The organism is Paraburkholderia graminis (genome assembly GCF_003330785.1).
Lineage (GTDB): Bacteria > Pseudomonadota > Gammaproteobacteria > Burkholderiales > Burkholderiaceae > Paraburkholderia > Paraburkholderia graminis.
Genome location: NZ_CP024935.1, coordinates 2,598,766 through 2,619,267, shown reverse-complemented (window position 1 = coordinate 2,619,267; position 20,502 = coordinate 2,598,766). Strand labels below are relative to the sequence as shown.

20 protein-coding genes are annotated in these 20,502 nt (G+C 62.8%); 15 read left to right on the top strand and 5 right to left on the bottom strand.

What is annotated here, in order from left to right; translation table 11 throughout:
* The first annotated feature begins 20 nt into the window (after positions 1 to 20).
* Genes CUJ91_RS29885 through CUJ91_RS29840 form a run of 10 tightly spaced genes read left to right on the top strand, consistent with a single transcriptional unit; the run spans position 21 to position 10,880 of the window.
* A complete protein-coding gene (locus CUJ91_RS29885; protein ID WP_053859783.1) occupies positions 21 to 548 on the top strand; it encodes a cupin domain-containing protein in 528 nt (175 codons plus the stop codon).
* A 33-nt stretch (positions 549 to 581) separates the two neighbouring features.
* Entirely contained in the window at positions 582 to 1,484 is a 903-nt protein-coding gene (locus CUJ91_RS29880; RefSeq protein WP_114157841.1) for an alpha/beta fold hydrolase, read from the top strand.
* Complete coding sequence (locus tag CUJ91_RS29875) at positions 1,485 to 2,378, top strand: IclR family transcriptional regulator (protein ID WP_114157840.1); 894 nt, start codon at positions 1,485 to 1,487, stop codon at positions 2,376 to 2,378. It begins immediately after the preceding gene.
* Complete coding sequence (locus CUJ91_RS29870) at positions 2,375 to 3,187, top strand: SDR family oxidoreductase (protein WP_114157839.1); 813 nt, start codon at positions 2,375 to 2,377, stop codon at positions 3,185 to 3,187. Before CUJ91_RS29875 ends, CUJ91_RS29870 begins: the two co-directional genes overlap by 4 nt.
* The gene (locus CUJ91_RS29865) at positions 3,180 to 4,838 is read left to right on the top strand and encodes a thiamine pyrophosphate-binding protein (RefSeq protein ID WP_044020272.1); all 1,659 of its coding nucleotides are present in this window, start codon (positions 3,180 to 3,182) and stop codon (positions 4,836 to 4,838) included. Before CUJ91_RS29870 ends, CUJ91_RS29865 begins: the two co-directional genes overlap by 8 nt.
* Entirely contained in the window at positions 4,831 to 5,661 is an 831-nt protein-coding gene (locus CUJ91_RS29860) for an aspartate dehydrogenase (RefSeq protein WP_006047372.1), read from the top strand. Before CUJ91_RS29865 ends, CUJ91_RS29860 begins: the two co-directional genes overlap by 8 nt.
* 48 nt (positions 5,662 to 5,709) lie before the next feature.
* Positions 5,710 to 7,200: an aldehyde dehydrogenase gene (locus tag CUJ91_RS29855; protein ID WP_114158105.1), complete on the top strand. Its 1,491-nt coding sequence runs from the start codon at positions 5,710 to 5,712 to the stop codon at positions 7,198 to 7,200.
* Positions 7,201 to 7,227: 27 nt separating this feature from the next.
* On the top strand, positions 7,228 to 8,193 hold the full coding sequence (locus CUJ91_RS29850; RefSeq protein WP_006047370.1) for a VOC family protein: 966 nt from the start codon (positions 7,228 to 7,230) through the stop codon (positions 8,191 to 8,193).
* Complete coding sequence (locus CUJ91_RS29845; RefSeq protein WP_006047369.1) at positions 8,186 to 9,451, top strand: NAD(P)/FAD-dependent oxidoreductase; 1,266 nt, start codon at positions 8,186 to 8,188, stop codon at positions 9,449 to 9,451. The genes CUJ91_RS29850 and CUJ91_RS29845 overlap by 8 nt, the downstream gene beginning before the upstream one ends.
* A 25-nt stretch (positions 9,452 to 9,476) precedes the next feature.
* A complete protein-coding gene (locus tag CUJ91_RS29840) occupies positions 9,477 to 10,880 on the top strand; it encodes an MFS transporter (RefSeq protein ID WP_114157838.1) in 1,404 nt (467 codons plus the stop codon).
* Between the two features lie 118 nt (positions 10,881 to 10,998).
* Here the strand turns inward: CUJ91_RS29840 and CUJ91_RS29835 are convergent, their stop codons facing one another.
* The 3 genes from CUJ91_RS29835 to CUJ91_RS29825 all read right to left on the bottom strand — a co-directional run bounded on the left by CUJ91_RS29835 (position 10,999) and on the right by CUJ91_RS29825 (position 13,057).
* Positions 10,999 to 11,460, bottom strand: a complete 462-nt coding sequence (locus tag CUJ91_RS29835) for a GNAT family N-acetyltransferase (RefSeq protein ID WP_006047367.1) — start codon at positions 11,458 to 11,460, stop codon at positions 10,999 to 11,001.
* Between the two features lie 138 nt (positions 11,461 to 11,598).
* Positions 11,599 to 12,702: an NAD(P)/FAD-dependent oxidoreductase gene (locus CUJ91_RS29830; protein WP_006047366.1), complete on the bottom strand. Its 1,104-nt coding sequence runs from the start codon at positions 12,700 to 12,702 to the stop codon at positions 11,599 to 11,601.
* 151 nt (positions 12,703 to 12,853) lie between these two features.
* A complete protein-coding gene (locus tag CUJ91_RS29825; protein WP_029967210.1) occupies positions 12,854 to 13,057 on the bottom strand; it encodes a DUF3562 domain-containing protein in 204 nt (67 codons plus the stop codon).
* Positions 13,058 to 13,396: 339 nt separating this feature from the next.
* Here CUJ91_RS29825 and CUJ91_RS29820 point away from each other — a divergent pair, with 339 nt between their 5' ends.
* From CUJ91_RS29820 to CUJ91_RS29800, 4 genes are all read left to right on the top strand, one after another.
* Positions 13,397 to 13,996 carry a cytochrome b gene (locus tag CUJ91_RS29820; protein ID WP_114157837.1) on the top strand — a complete coding sequence of 200 codons (600 nt, stop codon included), beginning with the start codon at positions 13,397 to 13,399 and terminating at the stop codon, positions 13,994 to 13,996.
* A gap of 53 nt (positions 13,997 to 14,049) precedes the next feature.
* Complete coding sequence (locus CUJ91_RS29815; RefSeq protein ID WP_114157836.1) at positions 14,050 to 15,501, top strand: glycosyltransferase family 2 protein; 1,452 nt, start codon at positions 14,050 to 14,052, stop codon at positions 15,499 to 15,501.
* A gap of 144 nt (positions 15,502 to 15,645) precedes the next feature.
* Positions 15,646 to 16,854 (top strand): aromatic ring-hydroxylating oxygenase subunit alpha, encoded by a 1,209-nt coding sequence (locus CUJ91_RS29810; protein ID WP_006047362.1) that lies wholly within the window; start codon positions 15,646 to 15,648, stop codon positions 16,852 to 16,854.
* Between the two features lie 352 nt (positions 16,855 to 17,206).
* On the top strand, positions 17,207 to 17,659 hold the full coding sequence (locus tag CUJ91_RS29800) for a rubredoxin (RefSeq protein ID WP_107707090.1): 453 nt from the start codon (positions 17,207 to 17,209) through the stop codon (positions 17,657 to 17,659).
* On the opposite strand, the gene CUJ91_RS29795 is transcribed toward CUJ91_RS29800, so the two are convergent.
* Positions 17,656 to 18,504 (bottom strand): oxidoreductase, encoded by an 849-nt coding sequence (locus tag CUJ91_RS29795; RefSeq protein ID WP_006047360.1) that lies wholly within the window; start codon positions 18,502 to 18,504, stop codon positions 17,656 to 17,658. The genes CUJ91_RS29800 and CUJ91_RS29795 overlap by 4 nt on opposite strands.
* A 135-nt stretch (positions 18,505 to 18,639) precedes the next feature.
* Entirely contained in the window at positions 18,640 to 19,560 is a 921-nt protein-coding gene (locus CUJ91_RS29790; RefSeq protein WP_114157835.1) for a LysR substrate-binding domain-containing protein, read from the bottom strand.
* Positions 19,561 to 19,692: 132 nt separating this feature from the next.
* Between CUJ91_RS29790 and CUJ91_RS29785 the strand changes: the two genes are divergently transcribed.
* The gene (locus tag CUJ91_RS29785; protein ID WP_114157834.1) at positions 19,693 to 20,463 is read left to right on the top strand and encodes a transporter substrate-binding domain-containing protein; all 771 of its coding nucleotides are present in this window, start codon (positions 19,693 to 19,695) and stop codon (positions 20,461 to 20,463) included.
* Positions 20,464 to 20,502 lie beyond the last annotated feature (39 nt).

The window sequence follows — 20,502 nt, the reverse complement described above, 5'->3', positions numbered from 1 at the left end:
CGAATCGAAAGGAGAAAGAGATGGCGGACGCCGATATCGAACGCAAATCGTGGGACCAACCCGCGGACGCGAGCTTTGCGCAGTGGCTCGACAGCCGCGTCGCGCGCTTTGAAACGCGTCGCTACGACTGGGACGCGCTGAAATTCCAGGCCGACTTCGACCCGAAGTATCGCCGTGCGCAAATGCGCTACGTCGGCACGGGCGGCACAGGTGTCGCCAAAGATTCGAACACAGTGCCCGCAGGCGGCTTCACGTTTTCGACGATGGTGATTCCGGCCGGCAACATCGGCCCGAGCCATATTCATATGGATGTCGAAGAAATTTTCTTCGTGCTGCGCGGCAAGATGAAAGTGATCTGCGAGAAAGACGGCGAAACGTGGGAAGCCGTGCTCGGCGAGCGCGATCTCATTTCGGTGCCGCCGGGCGTGTATCGCACGGAGATCAACATCGGCGAAGAAGACGCGCTGATGTGCGTGATGCTCGGTTCGCCGAAGCCGATCACGCCGACGTATCCGCCGGATTCGCCGCTCGCCGCGCTCAAGCGCTAAGCGCTTTTCGTCAAAACACCCGCGAAGGAAATCATGTCCGCAGTCTCGTCCGCTACCGCCGCAGCTTCACACGCCACGCTCGAAGCACGCGTTGCGCGCTTTCCTGCGCGGCAGGTCGAACTGGCATCGCAGCGCGTGCTGAGTTATCGCGAAGCATGCGAGACGAGCGATGCGTTGCCGCTCGTGTTGCTGCACGGTATCGGCTCGGGCGCGGCTTCGTGGGTGCAGCAGTTCGAGGCATTGAGCGCGAGCCGTCGCGTGCTGGCGTGGGACGCGCCGGGTTATGGCGAATCGACGCCGGTTGCCGCCGCTTCTCCCGCAGCCACCGATTACGCAAGCCTGCTCTACGAATGGCTGGAAAAGCTCGGCATCGAACGTTGCGTGCTGGTTGGTCATTCGCTCGGCGCGATCATCGCCGGTTCGTTTGCCGCGATGCATCCGCAGCGTGTGGCGGGTCTGTTGCTGTTGTCGCCGGCCGGCGGCTACGGCGCGGCTTCCGCGGAAGTGCGCGAGACGAAGCGCGATCAACGGCTCGCGATGCTCAACGAACTCGGCCCGCAAGGTCTCGCGGAAAAGCGCAGCGCCAATATGTTGTCCGCGCATGCAAGCGACGAAGCGCGTGCATGGGTGCGCTGGAACATGTCGCGTGTGATTCCGCACGGCTACGCGCAGGCCACGCATCTGCTCGCCAACGCGGACCTCGCCAGCGACCTCGCGCGTTTGAAGGGCCGCTATAACGGCCGCCTGCATATCGCGGTCGGCGCGGACGACACCATTACGACTCCCGCGGCCTGCGAGCGACTCGCGCTCGCCGCGGATACCCAACTGCAAGTCGTGCCACACGCGGGGCACGCCGGCTACATCGAAGCAAGCGCCGCGTACACCGCGATCATCGACACGTTCTGCCGCGCAAGCGCCGGACAACGGAGCCAATGAATGACGCCCGACACCCTCAACGAGCGCGACGCGGAAGAAGACCGCAACGACAGCAGCGATAGCAACAGCGATAGCAGTTACCGCGTGCCCGGTCTGGAACGCGGTTTGAAGATCCTCACCGAATTCTCACCGCGCGAGCCGGTTCTCGGCGCGCCGGAATTGTCGCGACGCCTGAAGATTCCTCGCACGACAGTTTTCCGCTTGCTGCAAACGCTGGAATCGCTCGGCTTTCTCGAACGCGCGGATAAAGACCGTAACTATCGACTCGGCGTCGCCGTGTTGCGCCTCGGCTTCGAATATCTGAGCTCGCTTGAATTGACCGACCTCGGCTTGCCGATCATCGAAGCCTTGCGCGACGAAACGGGTCTCACCGCGCACATTGTGATTCGCGATGGACGCGATGTCGTTTTCGTCGCAAAGGCGCAGAGCCACGCGCCGATTTTCAGTTCGGTGAAGGTCAACGTCGGCACGCGCCTGCCCGCATATGCAACGACGCACGGTCAGGTCCTGATGGGCGACATGACGCTGGACGAACTGAAAAAGCTTTATCCCGAGCCGGAACTTGAACGTTTCACCCGACAGACGCCCGCGACGATAGACGACCTCTACGAACGGATTCGCGACGACGCGCGGCGCGGTTTCGCGATCAGCGAGTCGTCGTTCGAGCGCGGCATTTCGGTTGTCAGCGCGCCGGTGCGCAATGACACGGGGCGCATCGTCGCCGTGATCACGACGACGATTCCGCGCCAGGAGATCGACGCGTCGCTGCTGGACAGCGGTCTGGTCGACAAAGTGCGCCGCGCAGCCGACGAGCTTTCGCAGCGGCTCAATTACCGGCCGGGCAACGGTTCGAATGCGGGCAGCAAATACATGAAGGCATTGGGACTCAAATGATTCAAATCGATCTCAGCGGGCAAGTAGCGGTGGTGACCGGCGGCTCGTCGGGCATCGGCCTTGCGTGCGCCGAACTGTTTTTGAAAGCGGGCGCATCGGTTGCCATCTGCGGCCGCGATACCGAACGTCTCGCGCAAGCCGAGGCCGCCTTGAACGCGCAGTTTCCCGCCGCGCGATTGCTCGCGCGCCGCTGCGACGTGCTGAATGCCGACGACGTCAACGGGTTTGCACAAGCGGTGCAAGCACGCTTCGGCCGCACGGACATGCTGATCAACAACGCGGGCCAGGGCCGCGTGTCGACCTTCGCCGATACGAGCGACGAAGCATGGCGCGAAGAGCTCGACCTCAAATACTTCAGCGTGATTCGCCCCACGCGCGCCTTTCTGCCGATGCTGCGCGATGCAGCCAACGGCGGCGCGGGCAACGCGGCCGTGGTCTGCGTGAATTCGCTGCTCGCGCTGCAACCGGAGCCGCATATGGTCGCGACTTCGTCGGCGCGTGCGGGGGTGCAGAACCTCATCAAGTCGCTCGCGGTGGAACTCGCGCCGCAGCGTGTGCGCGTCAATTCGATTCTGATCGGCATCGTCGAATCGGGGCAATGGCGCCGACGCTATGCGAAAGAAGCGCAGCCGGGCCAGAGCTGGGACGACTGGACCGCCGAACTCGCGCGCAAGAAAAACATTCCGCTAGGCCGCTTCGGCAAACCCGAAGAAGCCGCTCAAGCGCTCTTTTATCTGGCTACGACGCTGTCGTCCTATACGACGGGCAGTCACATCGATGTTTCTGGAGGCGTTGCACGACATGTCTAACACAACCACCGTTGGCGAACTGATCGCCGCTTTTCTCGAGCAGTGCGGCGTAAAAACCGCGTTCGGCGTGATCTCGATCCACAACATGCCGATCCTCGACGCGATCCACAACCGCGGCAAGATTCGCTATGTCGGCGCACGCGGCGAAGCGGGCGCTGTGAATATGGCCGACGGTCTTGCGCGCGTATCGGGCGGACTCGGTGTGGCCTTCACGAGCACCGGCACGGCGGCAGGCAATGCAGCGGGCGCGATGGTCGAAGCACTGACCGCAGGCACCGCGCTGCTGCATGTGACCGGCCAGATCGAAACCGAATATCTCGACCGCGATCTTGCGTACATCCACGAAGCGCCGGATCAACTGTCGATGCTCCAGTCCATTTCGAAGGCCGCGTATCGCGTGCGTTCGGTGGAGACCGCGCTGCCGACCATCCGCGAAGCCGTGCGCGTTGCGCAAACCGCGCCGAGCGGTCCGGTGAGCGTCGAGATTCCCATCGACATTCAGGCCGCCGCAATCGAATGGCCCGCCGACATGGCCGCGCCGCATATCACCACGCTCACGCATTGCAGCGAGCGCGTCGCGCAACTCGCCGAGCAGCTCGCGAAGGCGAAGCGTCCGCTGTTGTGGCTCGGTGGCGGCGCGCGTCATGCGACGCATGCCGTCGAGCGTCTGGTCACGCTTGGTTTCGGCGTCGTGACGAGCGTGCAGGGCCGCGGCGTGTTGCCCGAAGATCATCCCGCGACGCTGGGCGCGTTTAACGTGCATCCGGCCGTCGAAAGTTTCTATAAGACTTGCGATGCGTTGGTCGTCGTCGGTTCGCGTCTGCGCGGCAATGAAACGCTCAAGTACAAGCTCGCATTGCCGCAACCGCTGTATCGCATCGACGCCGACGCGCTCGCCGATAACCGCGGCTATCGCAACGAGATGTTCGTTCACGGCGATGCATCGGCGGTGCTCGAAGAACTCGCGACGCTGCTCGAAGGACGCGTGAAGGTCGATCCTTCATTCGGACCGGATCTGGCCGCGGCGCGCGAAAGCGCAGTCGCCGATGTAGGCAAGGGTCTCGGTCCGTACAAGCGTCTCGTCGACGCGTTGCAGTCAGCGGTGGGCCGCGACTACAACTGGGTGCGCGACGTCACGATCTCGAACAGCACGTGGGGCAACCGCATGCTGAAGATTTTCTCGCCGCGCGCCGGCGTGCACGCACTCGGCGGTGGTATCGGCCAGGGGATGCAGATGGGCATCGGCGCGGCGCTTGCAGGTAGCGCTGCAAAAACCGTGTGCCTCGTCGGCGATGGCGGCCTGATGGTCAACGTCGGCGAACTCGCGACGGCCGTGCAGGAAAACGCCAACGTGATGATCGTGTTGATGAACGATCAATGCTACGGCGTGATCCGCAACATTCAGGACGCGCAATACGGCGGCCGCCGCTGCTATGTCGATCTGCATCAGCCGGACTTCGCGCAGTTCTGCGAAAGCCTGAAGCTCACGCACTACCGCATCAAATCGCTCGATGAAGCCGACGCGATCATTCGCGAAGGCATGGCGAAGACCGGTCCGGTATTGGTCGAGGTGGACATGCTGTCGGTCGGCTCGTTCGCCACCGCGTTCGCCGGGCCGCCGGTCAAGAAAGAGGAGCCGGAACATGCGTGATGCGGGCTACGCGGGGCACCACGCTCCCGTCGACGTCGCGATGATCGGCTTCGGCGCGATCGGCCAGGCGGTGTACCGCTCGGTCGCCGCCGATCCGGCGGTGCGCGTGTCGCACGTGATCGTGCCGGAGCGTCATATGGCTTCGGTGCGCGAAGTGGTCGGCTCGACGGTGGACGTGGTGGCTTCAGTGTCCGCATTGAGCAGCCGCCCGCATTTCGCGTTGGAATGCGCGGGACACAGCGCACTGGTCGATCACGTTGTGCCGCTGCTGAAGGCCGGCACGGATTGCGCGGTCGCGTCGATCGGTGCGTTATCCGATATGACGTTGCTCGATGCGTTGTCCGCAGCAGCCGACGAAGGCGACGCAACGCTGACGTTGCTCTCGGGCGCAATCGGCGGCGTGGATGCATTGGCCGCGGCGAAGCTCGGCGGCCTCGACGAAGTGTTGTACACGGGCCGCAAGCCGCCGACCGGCTGGCTCGGCACGCCCGCGGAACAGGTCTGCGATCTGAACGCGTTGAAAGTCGAGCAGGTGATCTTCGAAGGCAGCGCGCGCGAAGCGGCGCGTCTCTATCCGAAGAACGCCAACGTTGCCGCGACGATTGCGCTCGCTGGTCTCGGTCTCGATCACACGACCGTTCGCCTGATTGCCGATCCGAATGTGACGCGCAACGTGCATCGGATTCTCGCGCGTGGCGCGTTCGGCGAGATGTCGCTGGAAATGTGCGGCAAGCCGTTGCCCGACAACCCGAAAACATCTGCGTTGACCGCGTACAGCGCGATTCGCGCGTTACGCAATCGCGCGGCGCGCTGCGTGATTTGAGACCTTGGCCGAATAGTTGAATAGCCGAAGCAAACCGGAATGACCGACATGACTCACTTCGATACCAGCCTTGTGCCGACCGGCGATATTTTTATCGGCGGCGAATGGCGGCAAGGGCGCGGCAACCCGTATAAAAGCCTGTATCCGGCGGACCAGTCGGTCAACATGGAAATCTCCACGGCGAACGCCGACGACGCCCGCGAAGCCGTGGAAGCCGCGGATATCGCATGGCGTCGCGCGGACTGGTCCGGTTTGAAGCCGCATCAACGCGCGCTGATCCTGTATCGCATCGCCGATCTGATCATGGCGCGTCACGAAGCGCTCGCGCAGTTGCAGCGTCGCGACAACGGCAAGCCGATTGGCGAAACGCGCGTGCTCGTGGCAAGCGCGGCCAACACCTTCCGCTATTTCGCGGCGTGCCTCGAAACGCTCGACGAAGAAGTCACGCCTTCGCGCGGCGATTATCTGACGATGAGCGTGTATGAACCCATCGGCGTGATCGCTGCAATTACGCCGTGGAATTCGCCGATTGCGTCCGACGCGCAAAAGCTCGCGCCCGCATTGGCAGGCGGCAACGCCGTCGTGCTCAAGCCCGCGGAAGTGACGCCGTTGACGTCGCTGGCGCTCGCGCGCATCTGCGAGGAAGCGGGCGTGCCGAAGGGCGTGATCAGCGTGTTGCCGGGCAAGGGCTCGGTGATCGGCGACGTGCTCGTGCGTCATCCGCTCGTGAAGAAAGTGTCGTTCACCGGCGGCACCGAAGTAGGCCGAGGCATCGCGCGCATTGCAGCGGACAAGCTGATGCCGGTCTCGCTTGAACTCGGCGGCAAATCGCCGACCATTGTTTTCGACGACGCCGATCTCGATCACGCGGTGAACGGCGTGCTGTACGGCATTTTCAGCTCGTCGGGCGAGGCGTGCATCGCGGGCTCGCGTTTGTTCGTGCAGCGCTCTATCTACGATGCGTTCATGAAGCGTCTGGTAGAAGGCGCGCGCAAGTTGCGTGTCGGCGATCCGTCGCGCGTGGAAACGCAAATGGGTCCGCTGATCACGCAGGCGCATCGCGAAACGGTCGAGCGTTATGTCGCGCTCGGTCTTGAAGAAGGTGGACGCCTGCTGTGCGGCGGCGAGCGTCCGGTCGGCGATGGTCGCGAACAAGGCACCTATTTTCAGCCGACGATTCTCGAAGGCCTCACCAACGACGCACGCATCTGCCAGGAAGAAATCTTCGGCCCTGTGCTGGTCGCGATGCCGTTCGACGACGAAGCGTCGTTGGTCAAAGAAGCGAACAACAGTGTGTTCGGCCTTGCCGCCGGCATCTGGACGCGCGATTACAAGCGTGCTTACCGGATCGCCCGCGCGCTGGAAGCCGGCACGATCTGGATCAACACCTACAAGCTGTTCTCGATCTCGACGCCATTTAGCGGCTGGAAAGAGAGCGGCATGGGACGCGAGAAAGGCCGGCTCGGCATCCGCGAATACATGCAGCAGAAGAGCCTCTACTGGGGCTTGAACGACGCGCCGCTGGCGTGGGCTGACTGAAGACACACGATACGCAAGAGGCACGTTATGACGATTCTCGGCATTGAACAGATTATCTACGGCGTGACGGATCTCGCTACCTGTCGGCGCTTTTTCGCGGACTGGGGCTTGAAGGAAGTCGCGCACGACGAAACCCATGCGCGCTTCGAAACGCTCAACGGCTGCACGGTTCTTGCCGTCGATGCAAACGATCCGTCGCTGCCGCCCGCATTCGAAGAAGGTCCGACGCTGCGCGAAGTCACGTGGGGCGTTGCGACTAAAGCGGAACTCGACGAATTGCGCGGACGCTTTGCGGGTCAGCCGGGCCATTTCGAAACCGAAGATGCAGTCGGCTGCATTGATCCCAACGGCATGGCGATTCGCGTTGAAGTGACGCGCAAACGTGCGCTCGATATTCACGGCTCGCCTTCGAACGTGTGGGGCCAAACGCTGCGCGTGGATCAGCCGTCGCCGATTTACGAGCGCGCCGAACCCGTCGAAGTGGGTCATGTCGTGTTTTTCACGAACAGACTGGCCGAACAGGAAAAGTTTTACCAGGAACTGCTCGGCTTCGAAATGTCGGACCGTTATCCGGGCCGCGGCGCATTTATGCGCTGCGCGCCGCACGGCGGCCATCACGACATTTTTCTGCTCGCGTTGCCGAACGGCAAGCGCGGTCTGAATCACGTCGCGTTCACCGTTCGCGACATCCATGAAGTGTTCGGCGGCGGCATGCACATCAGCCGCTGCGGTTGGGATACGCAACTTGGGCCGGGACGTCATCCGGTTTCGTCGGCGTACTTCTGGTACTTCCAGAATCCCGCGGGCGGCCTGATCGAGTACTACGCCGACGAAGACCAGCTCACGCCCGAATGGCAGCCGCGCGATTTCGAACCGGGCCCGACCGTGTTCGCCGAATGGGCGATCGACGGCGGCATCGACGGCAATACGCGTCGGCAGAAAAACGCGAAGGCGCCGGAAGGCAAGTTCATGACGGAGCGCAAAAATGACTGACGCTGCTACTGAAAAAGCGCGAGCCGCGCACGCCGAGCTTGAAGTGCCGCGCACGATTGTCGTGATCGGCGGCGGCCAGGCGGCAGGCTGGGTCGTGAAGACGCTGCGCAAGGAAGGCTACGACGGCCGCCTCGTGATGATCGCCGACGAAGTGCATTTGCCGTACGAACGTCCGCCGCTTTCGAAAGCCGTGCTTTCCGGCGAAGCAACTATCGACACCGTGCGTCTCGTCAAGCCCGACGATTTCGACGCGCTGAAGATCGAAGCGTGGCAGCCGGATTGCGCGACGTCGATTGATCGCGAGAAGCGTGTTGTTCGCACGCAAGCGGGACGTGAAGTGCAATACGACCGCCTCGTGATCGCGACGGGCGGCGCGGCGCGTCGCTTGCCTGATGCGCTGGTGAAGACCTCGCACGTGACTTATCTGCGCACGCTCGACGAAGCCGTTGCGCTCGGCGAACGGCTGCGTGCGAGCAAGCGTGTGCTCGTGGTGGGCGGCGGCTGGATCGGTCTCGAAGTGGCCGCGACCGCGCGCAAGCTCGGCGTTGATGCAACCGTGGTGGAAGGCGCACCGCGTCTATGCGCCCGTTCATTGCCGCCGATGGTCTCCGACTTCCTGCTCGACCTGCATCGTGCAAATGGCGTGGACGTGCGCCTCAAAGCCGCGCTCACGAAGCTCGAAGATCATCCGAACGACGCCAATCGCATTCGTGCAACCTTCGCCGACGGCTCGACTTTGGACGCCGATTTCGCGGTCGCCGGCATCGGTCTCGCGCCGCACACGGCGTTGGCCGAAGCGGCGGGCGTGAAGGTGGAAGACGGCATCGTGGTCGATCATTTCGGCGCGACCGACGACCCGCGCATCTTCGCTTGCGGCGACGTGGCGAATCATCCGAGCGCGTGGCTGAAGCGGCGCGTGCGTCTCGAATCGTGGGCCAATGCGCAGAACCAGGCGATTGGCGCGGCCAAGGCGTTGCTCGGCAAGTTCGAACCATACGCGGACATTCCGTGGTTCTGGTCCGATCAATACGACGTCAATCTGCAGATTCTCGGCGACATTCCCGCCGATGCGCAACTCGCGATACGCGGCGATTTGCCGGGCAAGCGCGCGACGCTTTTTCATCTGGAAGACGGCGCGATTCGCGGCGTGATCGCTATCAACACTCCGCGCGAACTGAAGCTCTCGCGCAAGTGGATGAATCAAGGCCGGACCATCGACCTTGCCACACTGACCGACGCCTCAACGGCGCTTGCCTAACCACATCTACGGACGGCACCACGGCATGAGAACCATCGACAACACCATTGGAGACCGCAGCGCCGCAGGCGTTTCGGGCCCTGTCACGAGAGGCTCGATCATCGCGCGGCTCGAGCGACTGCCGAAGAACGCGATGCAGGTGCGCGCGCGGATTCTGATCGGGCTCGCCACGTTCTTCGACGGCTTCGACGTGATCGCGATTGCGGCCACGCTGCCGGTGCTGATCGCGAAGTGGCATCTGACGCCGTGGGAAATCGGCTTTCTGATCGGCTCCGGTTCGGTCGGGCAACTGATCGGCGCGTTCGTGTTCCCGTGGTATGCCGAGCGTCAGGGGCGAGTTCGAGCGATTGCGCTGAGCTCGGGGATTATCGGTGTCACGAGCATTGCGTGCGGATTTGCGCCGACGTTCGCGGCATTTGTCGTGTTGCGCGTGATTCAGGGCTTGGGACTCGGCGGCGAATTGCCGGTTGCCGCGACTTACATCAACGAGATTAGCCGTGCGCATGGGCGCGGTCGTTTCGTGCTGTTGTATGAAATTGTTTTTCCGGTTGGGTTGCTGGCTTCAAATGCGCTCGGCGCGTGGATCGTGCCGCGTTTCGGCTGGCAGGCGATGTATTTTATCGGCGGCATGCCGTTGATTCTGTTCTTCGTGTTGCGCAAGCTCGTGCCTGAGTCGCCGCGTTGGCTCGCCGAGCGCGAACGCATGGCCGATGCCGATGCAGCAGTCCATGCATTCGAGCGTGCCGCGAAGGGCCCGTTGCCGCCGGTTGTCCATTCGGCCGAATTTGAAGCAATGGCGAATCGTCATCCGAAGCGCCGCATGGGCGATCTGTTTGGTCCGGCGTATTTGAAGCGAACGCTGGCCGTTGCGATGCTGTGGATCACCTGCGGCTTCATTCAGTATGGTCTGTCGACGTGGCTGCCGACCATCTATCGCACGATCTATCACGCGCCGTTGCAACTGGCGTTGAACCTTGCGGTGGCGGCTTCGGTGCTGGGCGTGGTGGGGTCGCTGACTTGCGCGCTGCTGGTGGACAAGGTGGGGCGTAAGCCGATCATTAATCTGTCGTTTCTGGCGTGCGCAGTTTCGCTGCTGATGGCGGGCGTGTTGCACGATTCGTCGGTGTATGTGGTGGCGACGTGCTGTGCGTTGTCGCTCGGCTTTCTCGCGTGCGGCTTCATCACCGCTTATGTGTACACGCCGGAACTGTACCCGACGAGCATCCGCGCGATGGGTTGCGGCGTCGGCGGCGCATGGCTGAAAGTCGCGGCGATTTTCGCGCCGGCGATTGTGTCGAAGACGATGATCGGCGGTAATTTACAGATCGCGTTTTATATTCTCGCGGCTGTGCCATTTCTTGCGGCGGTGGCCGTGCATTTTCTCGGGATTGAAACCAAGGGCAAGGTGCTCGAGCAGTTGGAGGCTTGAGGGCGGGTTAGGTGGGCGGTGATGTGAGGCCGTAATTGCGGGGATGAAAAGCGCACTGGGTGGTGCGCTTTTTGTTTTGGGGCGAGCCGCGTGAATGTCTAAAGCAGCGGGGCGTTGCTCACACCTGCTTCCGATAAACCACAAACCCCGACTTATCCGCCACCGCGTCGTACAACTTCATCGCCGTGTGATTCGTCTCGTGCGTTTGCCAATACACGCGCTGCGAACCGTCTGCTTTCGCGCGCGCATACACTGCCTCGATCAACGCGCGCCCCACGCCTTTGCCGCGCTCGGATTCCAACGTATACAGGTCCTGCAAATAACAAATCGGTCCCGCGAGCGTCGTGTGCCGGTGATACAGAAAGTGCACGATGCCGACCAACTGCCCATTGCGTTCCGCAACCATCGCATGCATCGGCTCGTATGCATCGAAAAAGCGGCCCCACGTAAGTTGCGTGATTTCACGCGGCAATGCGGTCTCGCCGGAGCGGCCGTAAAACGCGTTATACGCGTCCCATAGCGGCAGCCATGCATTGAAATCGTCCTGTTTGACGGGGCGGATCTGAATCGTGTCGGACATGCGCGGCTCCTTTGTTATATCGACGCAAACCGTCAGCATAAGAAAATCGGGCCGCGATTGTTAGCTCCAGCGCATGCGCAGAATTTGGAACCATGCACTCACTCAGCGCAAGATCAAGCGCCGTCGCTCACAACGTCCTCACACCGTTTCCGCTCTGAGCCACTGAACGAGCGTGGTGTCGTCATCGGTTTCGAGCGCATGCGCGACTCGCTGTCCCACGGCCGCGCCGAATTTGTAGCCGTGCCCCGAGCACGCCGACACCACGAGCGTCTTGCCGATGCGCTTCGAAAAGAACCGCTCATCCGCGGTGAACGTGTACGCGCAGGTCTTCACCTCCGTGACCGTGTATTCATCGATGCGGCTAAACGGCGGCGCAAAGAGCCGTCGCAAACGGTCGCCTTCGTCGGGCCCGGCGATGCGGTCGGTTTCTGCATCCGGCACCGACCGTTTGAATGCACGCGCACCGAACTTCAGACCAATACCGTCGCTCGGCGGCAATACATAGCCGTCGCTCGAACCGCCGATGTCGACGATTGCCGGCGCGTTCGACCACGCATCGTCGAGATCGGCGGGCGGCGTCAGATAAGCAACGGCGTTGCGATAGATAGAGAGGTTTTCCGCGAGCGACGGAAAGAGCCGCAGCGTCCACGCACCGGCCGTCACGACGAGCCGGTCCGCGTGAACCGTCGCGCCGCTTTCGATGCGCACGCTCGCGTTCTGCGGATCGATCGCCACGGCCTTCGTGTGCATGCGAACGTCGACGCCGCGCATGCGGAGCCATGCTTTCAGATCATGCGCAATGCGCTCGCTAAACAGCGTGCCGCCGTCGCGATCAAAGTAGGCGTAGCGAAACGTAGCGGCATCGAGAAACGGGTAACGCTGGGCGGCCTCGCGCGAATCAAGCCGTTCGTACTCGAAGCCCATGCGGTCAAGACCGATGCGGAACCGCTCGGCGCCATCGCCGGCAAACTGCGAAATACCGAGCACGCCGCAATTTGCATAGTGCGAAACGCCGAGATCGTCCCATAGCATGTCCCAACTATCGAACGCTTCGGCGATGGCCTGCGCATAGCCGTCGGCTTCGCCATATGCCCGGCGAATCATGCGATGCCGGTCGCCCGATGCGGCGAGCGGATTCGGGATCGAGCCCTGCTCGATCAGCGTGACATCATGCCCCAGTTTGGTGAGCGACCATGCCGTGCTCAGCCCGGCGATTCCCGCGCCAACGATTGCCACACGCATGCCAATCCCCCGGTCGGTTGAACGGAGTTCAGTCTAGCAGCGGGAAAAAATAAGCGGTGTTTTACGTGCAATGGCGCGGGTATCGCGGCGTATATCGCCGCATGTATCAGGCTAAATCAACCGACGAATCGCATGACACGCGCCGCGATATTCAATGCTTGCGATGTGACGCGTCGCGAAGCTGGTCGCGCACTTTCCTCGCCGCGAAGAGCGGCACGTAATCCTGCACCTTGGCTTGATGGCGATAGTCGGCCAACGTGTCCGCGTACATCTTCGAGACCGTCTCGGTCGGCGTATCGGTCTCCTCCGCGATGCTTCTCACCACTTCTTCCACATTTGGCTCGGGTTGCGACATTGATGTCTCCGGTTAAGCGACGGTCGATAGGTGAATGCAGCCAAACACAGGGCTTTTATTAGAGGATGCGATTTCCGCCGATGCCAATTGAATTGGGCTATCGCGGGTTGCACGCCACAGAGATATTTTTCTTGCGCCACGAAGTTCTCGGGTCTAGCGCAAACTCGCCGACGCCTGCCGGCGTGAAATAAACCGAAACACATCATTAAGCACGTCATGGAATAAAACGGCACACTCAGCAGTTCTTGTCCCTGAATGGTGCGTCGCTTAAGCCGCTGAACTCGCTGACCACGCCATTACAAAGACATTGCAACGATTCCCTCGCCGATCACATCACTCATGAATACGCACACTCAACGTCTGGCCAACCAGACCCACGCTTCGGCGGCCCCGCGATACACGCGCACGGCGATCGCGCTGCACTGGCTCATCGCGTTGCTGATCATCGGCAACGTGGTGCTGGCCTTGAGCGCGGACTCGTTGCCCGACGACTGGGTGCGTCCCGTGATCAATACGCACAAGTCCATCGGCATCACGGTACTGGGCCTCGCGCTAATGCGGATCTTGTGGCGCGTATCGCACAAGCCGCCGCCGCTGCCGCGCGAATTTCCGTCGTGGGAAAAAGTGGCCGCGCATGTCGCGCACTTCGTTCTCTATTTCCTGATGATCGCGCTGCCGCTCTCGGGCTGGCTGCACGACTCGGCATGGAAGGACGCGGCCACGCATCCCATGCGGCTCTTCGATCTGTTTCCCTGGCCGCGCATCGGCTACGTGATGAACCTCGAGCCCGCGTTGAAGGAGACGCTGCATGACCGCTTCGGCGCATTGCATACGTGGCTCGGCTATGCGCTGTACGCGTTGCTCGCCATGCATATCGGCGGCGCGCTGAAGCACGAGTGGATCGATCGCAAATCGGTTCTGAGGCGCATGGTGCCGTGACAACCGCATCGCTCATTTTCTGAAACGGCAGCAACCATCGACGCTTAGCAATTTTGAAAAAGACCCTGGAACAGGCGTTCGCGCTTGCATCGCCCCGCATCGTGCCGCGCGGCACGACGTGGTTGAGCACGCTGATTCATACGGCCGTCGTCGCTGCATGGCTGCTGTTGTTTGCGCGTGCATTCTTTCTGCACGGCGTGGTTGCGTGGTCGACGGGTATCGCCTACGTGATCTACGACACGTTGCTGCTCGCGTTCGTCACCTGGAAAAGCTTGCCGTTGATGCGCCGTGTGCCGCCGCTCGAGCCCGATTACGATCGGCGCGCTCTGCCGGACATGGGCGTGATCGTCGCCTCGCATAACGAGGCGGCCGTGCTGCCGGTCACGATCGCGGCGCTGCTGCGGCAGGTGCACGGCCCGGCTCAAATCGTCATTGCCGACGACGGCTCGACCGATCAAACGCACTCGCTCCTTACCGAACGCTTCGGTCTCACCGCGCCTGCCGAGGGCACGCTGAGCGCACCGAGCGCGCTGCATCCGAATCTGTTCTGGCTGCGCATGCCGCACGGCGGCAAGGCGCGCGCGCTGAACGCCGCCATCACGTTGATGACGACGGAAACCGTGATGACCGTCGACGCCGACACGCTGCTCGATGACGACGCCACCTACGCGATGCGCGCCGCTTTTGCGAACGACGCGAAGCTCGTCGCCGCGGCCGGCATTCTGGTGCCGGTGTGCGGCAAATCGGCGTCGGGCCGCGTGCTGCAATGGTTCCAGACCTACGAATACATGCGCAATTTCATCGCGCGTTTTGCGTGGATGCGCGCCGACAGTCTGCTGCTCGTGTCGGGCGCGTTCGCATCGTTCAAACGCGAGGCGCTGCTGGACGTCGGCGGTTTCGATCCGCAGTGTCTGGTCGAAGACTACGAGCTGATTCACCGGCTGCGCCGTCATTCCGTCGATCACGGCCTCGGCTGGGACGTGCGCGTGATCGGCAACGCGCATGCGCACACGGATGCGCCCGACAACCTCGCCAGTTTCCTGCGCCAGCGCCGCCGCTGGTTCGCGGGCTTCCTGCAAACGCAGTACTGGAATCGCGACATGACCGGCAATCCGCGCTATGGAATGCTCGGCATGCTGATGCTGCCCGTCAAGGCGCTCGACACGATGCAGCCGATCTACGGCCTGACGGCGTTCGGATTGCTGCTCGCTTTTTTGCTGGGCGGGCACGGCGCTATCGTCGCGTCGATCTTCGGCGTGATCGGCGTCAAAACGGCGATCGATCTCGCCTTTTACCTGTGGAGCATCCATCTTTACCGGCGCTGGACCGGCACGCGCAGCCGTGCCGGCATGGGGATGGCGATGCTCGCGGCAATCGCGGAGCCGTTCACTTTCCAGTTGCTGCGGCACCTGGGTGCGGCGCTCGGCTGGCTGCATTTTTTGCGCGGCGGACGCTCGTGGGGCGTGCAGCGCCGCACCGGCCTGATAGCCCGCGACGACGCGTAGCGACACCCCCGAGCACCCGGCCGCCGGGCGCGGCGCGATGTCCCGCCCGCCCCAGGCTCCGCCCGGTTCGAGTAGACTGACGGCGATAACGGCCGCCACACGCGGCCTCCTACTCTATCCGCACGTGCACGGAGGCTCCACACTATGCATGCTGTTCCCCCGCTCGAACAAAACACCGTCGAGGCGTCGCCAACGCATGCGGCATCGCCAAAAGCCGCTCCCACACAGGGCCAGGCCGCCAACGACGCGCCGGTTCGCGACCTGCGCCGCGTCGGGATTCACCCGGACTACTGGTATCCGCTCGCGTGGTCACATGAGGTGAAGCGCGGCAAGACGCATGGGGTGACGTTCGCGGGCGATCCGATCGTGCTCGCGCGCACCGAGTCCGGCAAAGTGTTCGCGCTCGAAGACCGCTGCGCGCATCGGCAGGTGCCGTTGCACCAGGGCGTGGTCGATGGCGAATCGATTCGTTGCGGTTACCACGGCTGGACTTACGACTGCTCGGGCAAATGCATCGACGTGCCCTATCTCGGGCGCGAGCGTTTGCCGAACGGCGTGCGCTCGTATCCGTGCCGCGAAGTGGAAGGACTGATCTTCGTATTCCCCGGCGACCCGGCAATGGCCGAGGTTCGGCCGCTGCCCACGCTCGGCTCCGTGTCGGACAAGAAGTACAAGACGCGGCGCTTCGGCCGTCCGGTGAATTGCCACTACTCGTTCATGCACGAGAATCTGATGGACATGAACCATCAGTTTTTGCATCGCCGGCAAATGGGACAGATGCGCGCGCGTTCGCTCGGGCGGCGGCGCGGCGAAGGCTGGGTCGAGGTCGACTATACGTTTGCGCGCATGGCCGGCCAGCAGCCGATCGGCGAGGCTATCGTGTTCGGCCAGAGCCGCAAAACGGGCGGCGACAACGACAAGGACGTGATGACGATCCGCACCGAGTATCCGTATCAGACGCTGCAGATTCGCACGTCGGAGAAGACACTCGTGATGGATCTGTGGATCGTCTATGTGCCGCTCGATCGCGAGCAGCGCACCAATCGCACATTCGGGCTGCTGTCGATTCGCAAGCCCGGAATTCCTGGCGCACTGAACCTCGCGTGGCCGCTGCTGGTGTGGTTCACCGAGCGCATCTTCAAGGAAGACCGCGAAATCGTCGAAGCAGAGCAGCGCGCGCACGATTCGCAGGGCGCGGACTGGAATCACGAGGTGTTTCCCGTTATCAACGATCTGCGCGCGCTGCTGCGCGAATGCGGCTCGCCGGATCAGGTGGTCGGCGCGGGCACCGGGGATACCGAAGTGATCCGCTTCTGGGACTCGCGTCACGGCAGCCCGCTGGCGAAAAGCTGAGCGGAAGCGCGGGGCGGCCTATCGCGGGCGGCTTTGCGCCTGCCCGCGAATGAGTTCATCTCCGCGCCGTAAATAATCCGGCGCGTTCGCGCTGCGATAATGGCAACTGCTCGCCAATCGGGCGAGCCACCGCTTGCCCAAGATCACACACGGGTTTGCGCAAATCGGCATGCGCCGCTGCGCGACCCGTGTACCATTTCGCTTTTTCCGATTTCCGAAGACCGTCTCGTGACCACGCAACAACTCCCCACCGCATCGCGCAAATCCCTCACTCTGCTTCAATTGCTCGGCCTGATCGGCGGCACTGCGCTTATCGCGGCCATCGTGCTGAATCTGGTCGTGTAACGCCGTCATGTATAAGAAGGGCGTAGCGCTGGAGATCCAGTTTTCCCCCGAACGGCTCAACGACGGCGCAGGCGATCCCTACTGGATCGACCTCACGCAAGACGAAGCGCAACGCCTGCTCGACAGCCTGCAGGCGCGCCTCGCAGCGAGCAGCGCAAGCGGCGCGAGCACGGAGGCGCCGCTCGTCGTCAGCCTGGACGAGACGCCGGCTTCACAGCAGCAAAGCGCGCCGGATTCGCCATCGGCGAATGCCACCAACGCCGCCAACGCCGCCAACCCCGCTTCCGCCGACGACTTCAAGCAGTGGGTCTGCGTGATCTGCGGCTGGATTTACGACGAAGCCGCCGGCTTGCCCGAAGAGGGCATCGCGCCGGGCACACGCTGGGCCGACGTTCCCGCCGACTGGCGTTGCCCGCTGTGCGACGTGGGCAAGGAAGACTTCGCGCTCGTCGAGTTCTAGGCGTCCGGGTAATCGGCGCCCACGGTGGTCGCTTCCCACGCATCGAAATCGCCGCGCATGAAGTCGAGCTTCTTGCGCGCGAGTTCGAGCGCGGTCTTGCCGAGCAGCAAACGCAGAGGCGGCTTGTCCGATAGCGCGGCGTCGATAATCGCTTGCGCCGCGCGCACCGGATCGCCCGCCTGGTTGCCGCTGCGCGCTTCCGTCTGCTTGCGCCGCTCGCCGGCGGTGGCCGCGTAGTCGTCGATGACGGTGGCCGACTGCTTCATCGACGCACCGGCCCAATTCGTGCGGAACGGACCGGGCTCCACGATCAGCACGTCGATGCCGAGCGGCTTGACCTCGGCGGCGAGCGTTTCCGACAGACCCTCCACCGCATATTTCGTCGCGTGGTAATAGCCGGTCGCCGCGAAACTCGCGAGCCCGCCAATCGACGATACGTTGACGATCAGACCGCTACGCTGCTCGCGCATGACCGGCAACACGGCTTTCGTGATGTCGACGAGACCGAACACGTTGGTCTCGAACATCGCCCGCACTTCCGCGTCTTCGCCTTCTTCGATTGCCGCCAGATAGCCGTAGCCGGCGTTATTCACGAGCGCGTCGATGCGGCCAAAACGCTGCTTTGCCTGTGCGACGACCTCCGCGATCTGCGCGCGGTTCGTCACGTCGAGCGGCAGAACGAGCGCGCGCTCGCCGTGCGGCTCGGCAATGTCTTTTACTTTCGATGCATCGCGTGCCGTGACCACGGCGCGCCAGCCGCGCTCGAGCACCAGCTTCGCGAGTTCGCGGCCAAAGCCGGTCGAACAGCCGGTGATCAGCCAGACGGGATTGTCTCGATTCATCATGTGGGAAAACTCCTGTTGATGGTCTGCGACATAGCCTCGCGCCTTTCTTTTTACTGACGCCTCGAAAGTTGTTCGCGCGAAGAAGGGGGCTTTGATTCTAGTCGCAGCGCGGCAAGCCTGCTTGCAGCGCCTCCATCAACGCGCCCGCACGGTGCGCGTGTATGACGCGATCATCGTGGCGAGTTCCTGCGCGGCGGGCGTGAGCGGAATGGCGGCGCGTTGCAACAGGCAGACGGTTTGCTCGATCGCGCGCTCGCGGACCTCGATCGTGGTCAGCGCGCCGGCAAACGCGCCCAGTGTTGCGACAATCGACGACTCCAGCGACAGGCAATCCGTCGCGCCCACGAGATGCAGCGTCTCGTACAAACCTTCGACGGTCGCGACGATTTTCGGCGGCGGCAAACCGTGGCTTTCGAACAGATGATTCAGGCGATTGACTTGCGGATCGTCGGTGAGATTCGGCGAGCGCGTGGCGATCCATGTGCAATCGGCGAGATCGGCAAGCGAGCGAGCCAGCGCCTTCGGATGACCCTTGCGGCAGACGATCACTGGATCGGAGCGATACAGCGGCGCGACGGAAAGATCAGCGGTATCCGTGTGCTTCGACACTAGCGCGACTGCGAAGTCGAGCGTGCCTTCGCGAATCCACGAAATCATCATGCGCGATGTGCCGGTGCGCAGATGCAGCGCCACTCGCTCGAAGCGCGTGCGGAACTGCATCAGCACGGGCGCCAATGCATCGACTAACGGTTCGGTCGTCATGCCGAACGTGACCTCGCCCGCGTAGTCGCCGCGCAATTGCTGCACCTCCTGCTCGGCGCGCTCGCACTCGCCGATAATCGCGCCCGCTCGCTGCAACAGCCGCTGGCCGAGCGCAGTGAGCGCGATGCCGCGATTCGTGCGGATGAAGAGCGTCGCGCCCAACATCGATTCGAGGTTCTGTAACTGCTGCGTGATGCCGCTTTGCGCGACGCCGAGTGCACGCGAGGCCGCGCGCAAGCTGCCATGTTCGGCGACGGCCTTGAAGGCGCGCAGTTGAGAGATCGTCAACGCCATTGGAGCGTCCGTGGTTCACTGCCAGCGATCGGCAAAGGTGATCATGATAGTCCGAAGCTGACTTCTATGAAGCGGCGCAGCGGCATACGATGGGCTCGCCGTGTTCCGTCCACTTCGACAACTTCCGCTCCTATGAAACTGCCTCTGATGATGATCGTAAGCGCCGCGCTGGCCCTCAGCAGCGGCGCGTTTGCCGCCGGGTCCGACACGCTGCGCCTCGGCATCGACCCAAGCTATCCGCCGATGGATTCGAAGTCGCCCGACGGCAGCCTCAAAGGCTTCGACGTCGATCTCGGCAATGAAGTTTGCCGCCGCATTAAAGCGCGTTGCCAATGGGTCGAGCTCGAATTTTCGGGGATGATTCCCGCGCTGCAGGCACGCAAGATCGACGCGATTCTTTCGTCGATGGCGATCACGCAGAAACGCGAGCAGCAGATTCTATTTACGTCGAAGCTCTTTCAGTTCAAATCGCGGCTGATCGCGCGGCAAGGCTCGCCGCTCGCCGCGGGCTTGCAGGCGCTCTCGGGCAAACAGATCGGCGTGCAATCGGGCACGCAGTTCGAAGGTTATGCGTTGAAGAACTGGACGCCGCTCGGCGCGCATGTCGTCGCGTACAAGAGCCAGGACGAGGTGTTCGCCGACTTGCAGAATGGACGACTCGACGGCGCGCTGCTCGGCTCGGTGGAAGCGGACTTTGGCTTTCTGCGCACGCCGTCCGGCAAGGGCTTTGCGTTTGTCGGCGAACCGCTTTCGATGGGCGATCGCGGCACGGGCATCGGCTTGCGCAAGGACGAGACGGCAGTGCAGGCGTCGATGAACGCCGCGATTGCCGCGATGCTGAAAGACGGCACCTATGCGCAGATCGCGAAAAAGTACTTCGACTTCGACCCGTACGGCAATTGATGCCCGCGCGTTCCGCTCTTTAACTCCACGCTCGTCTCT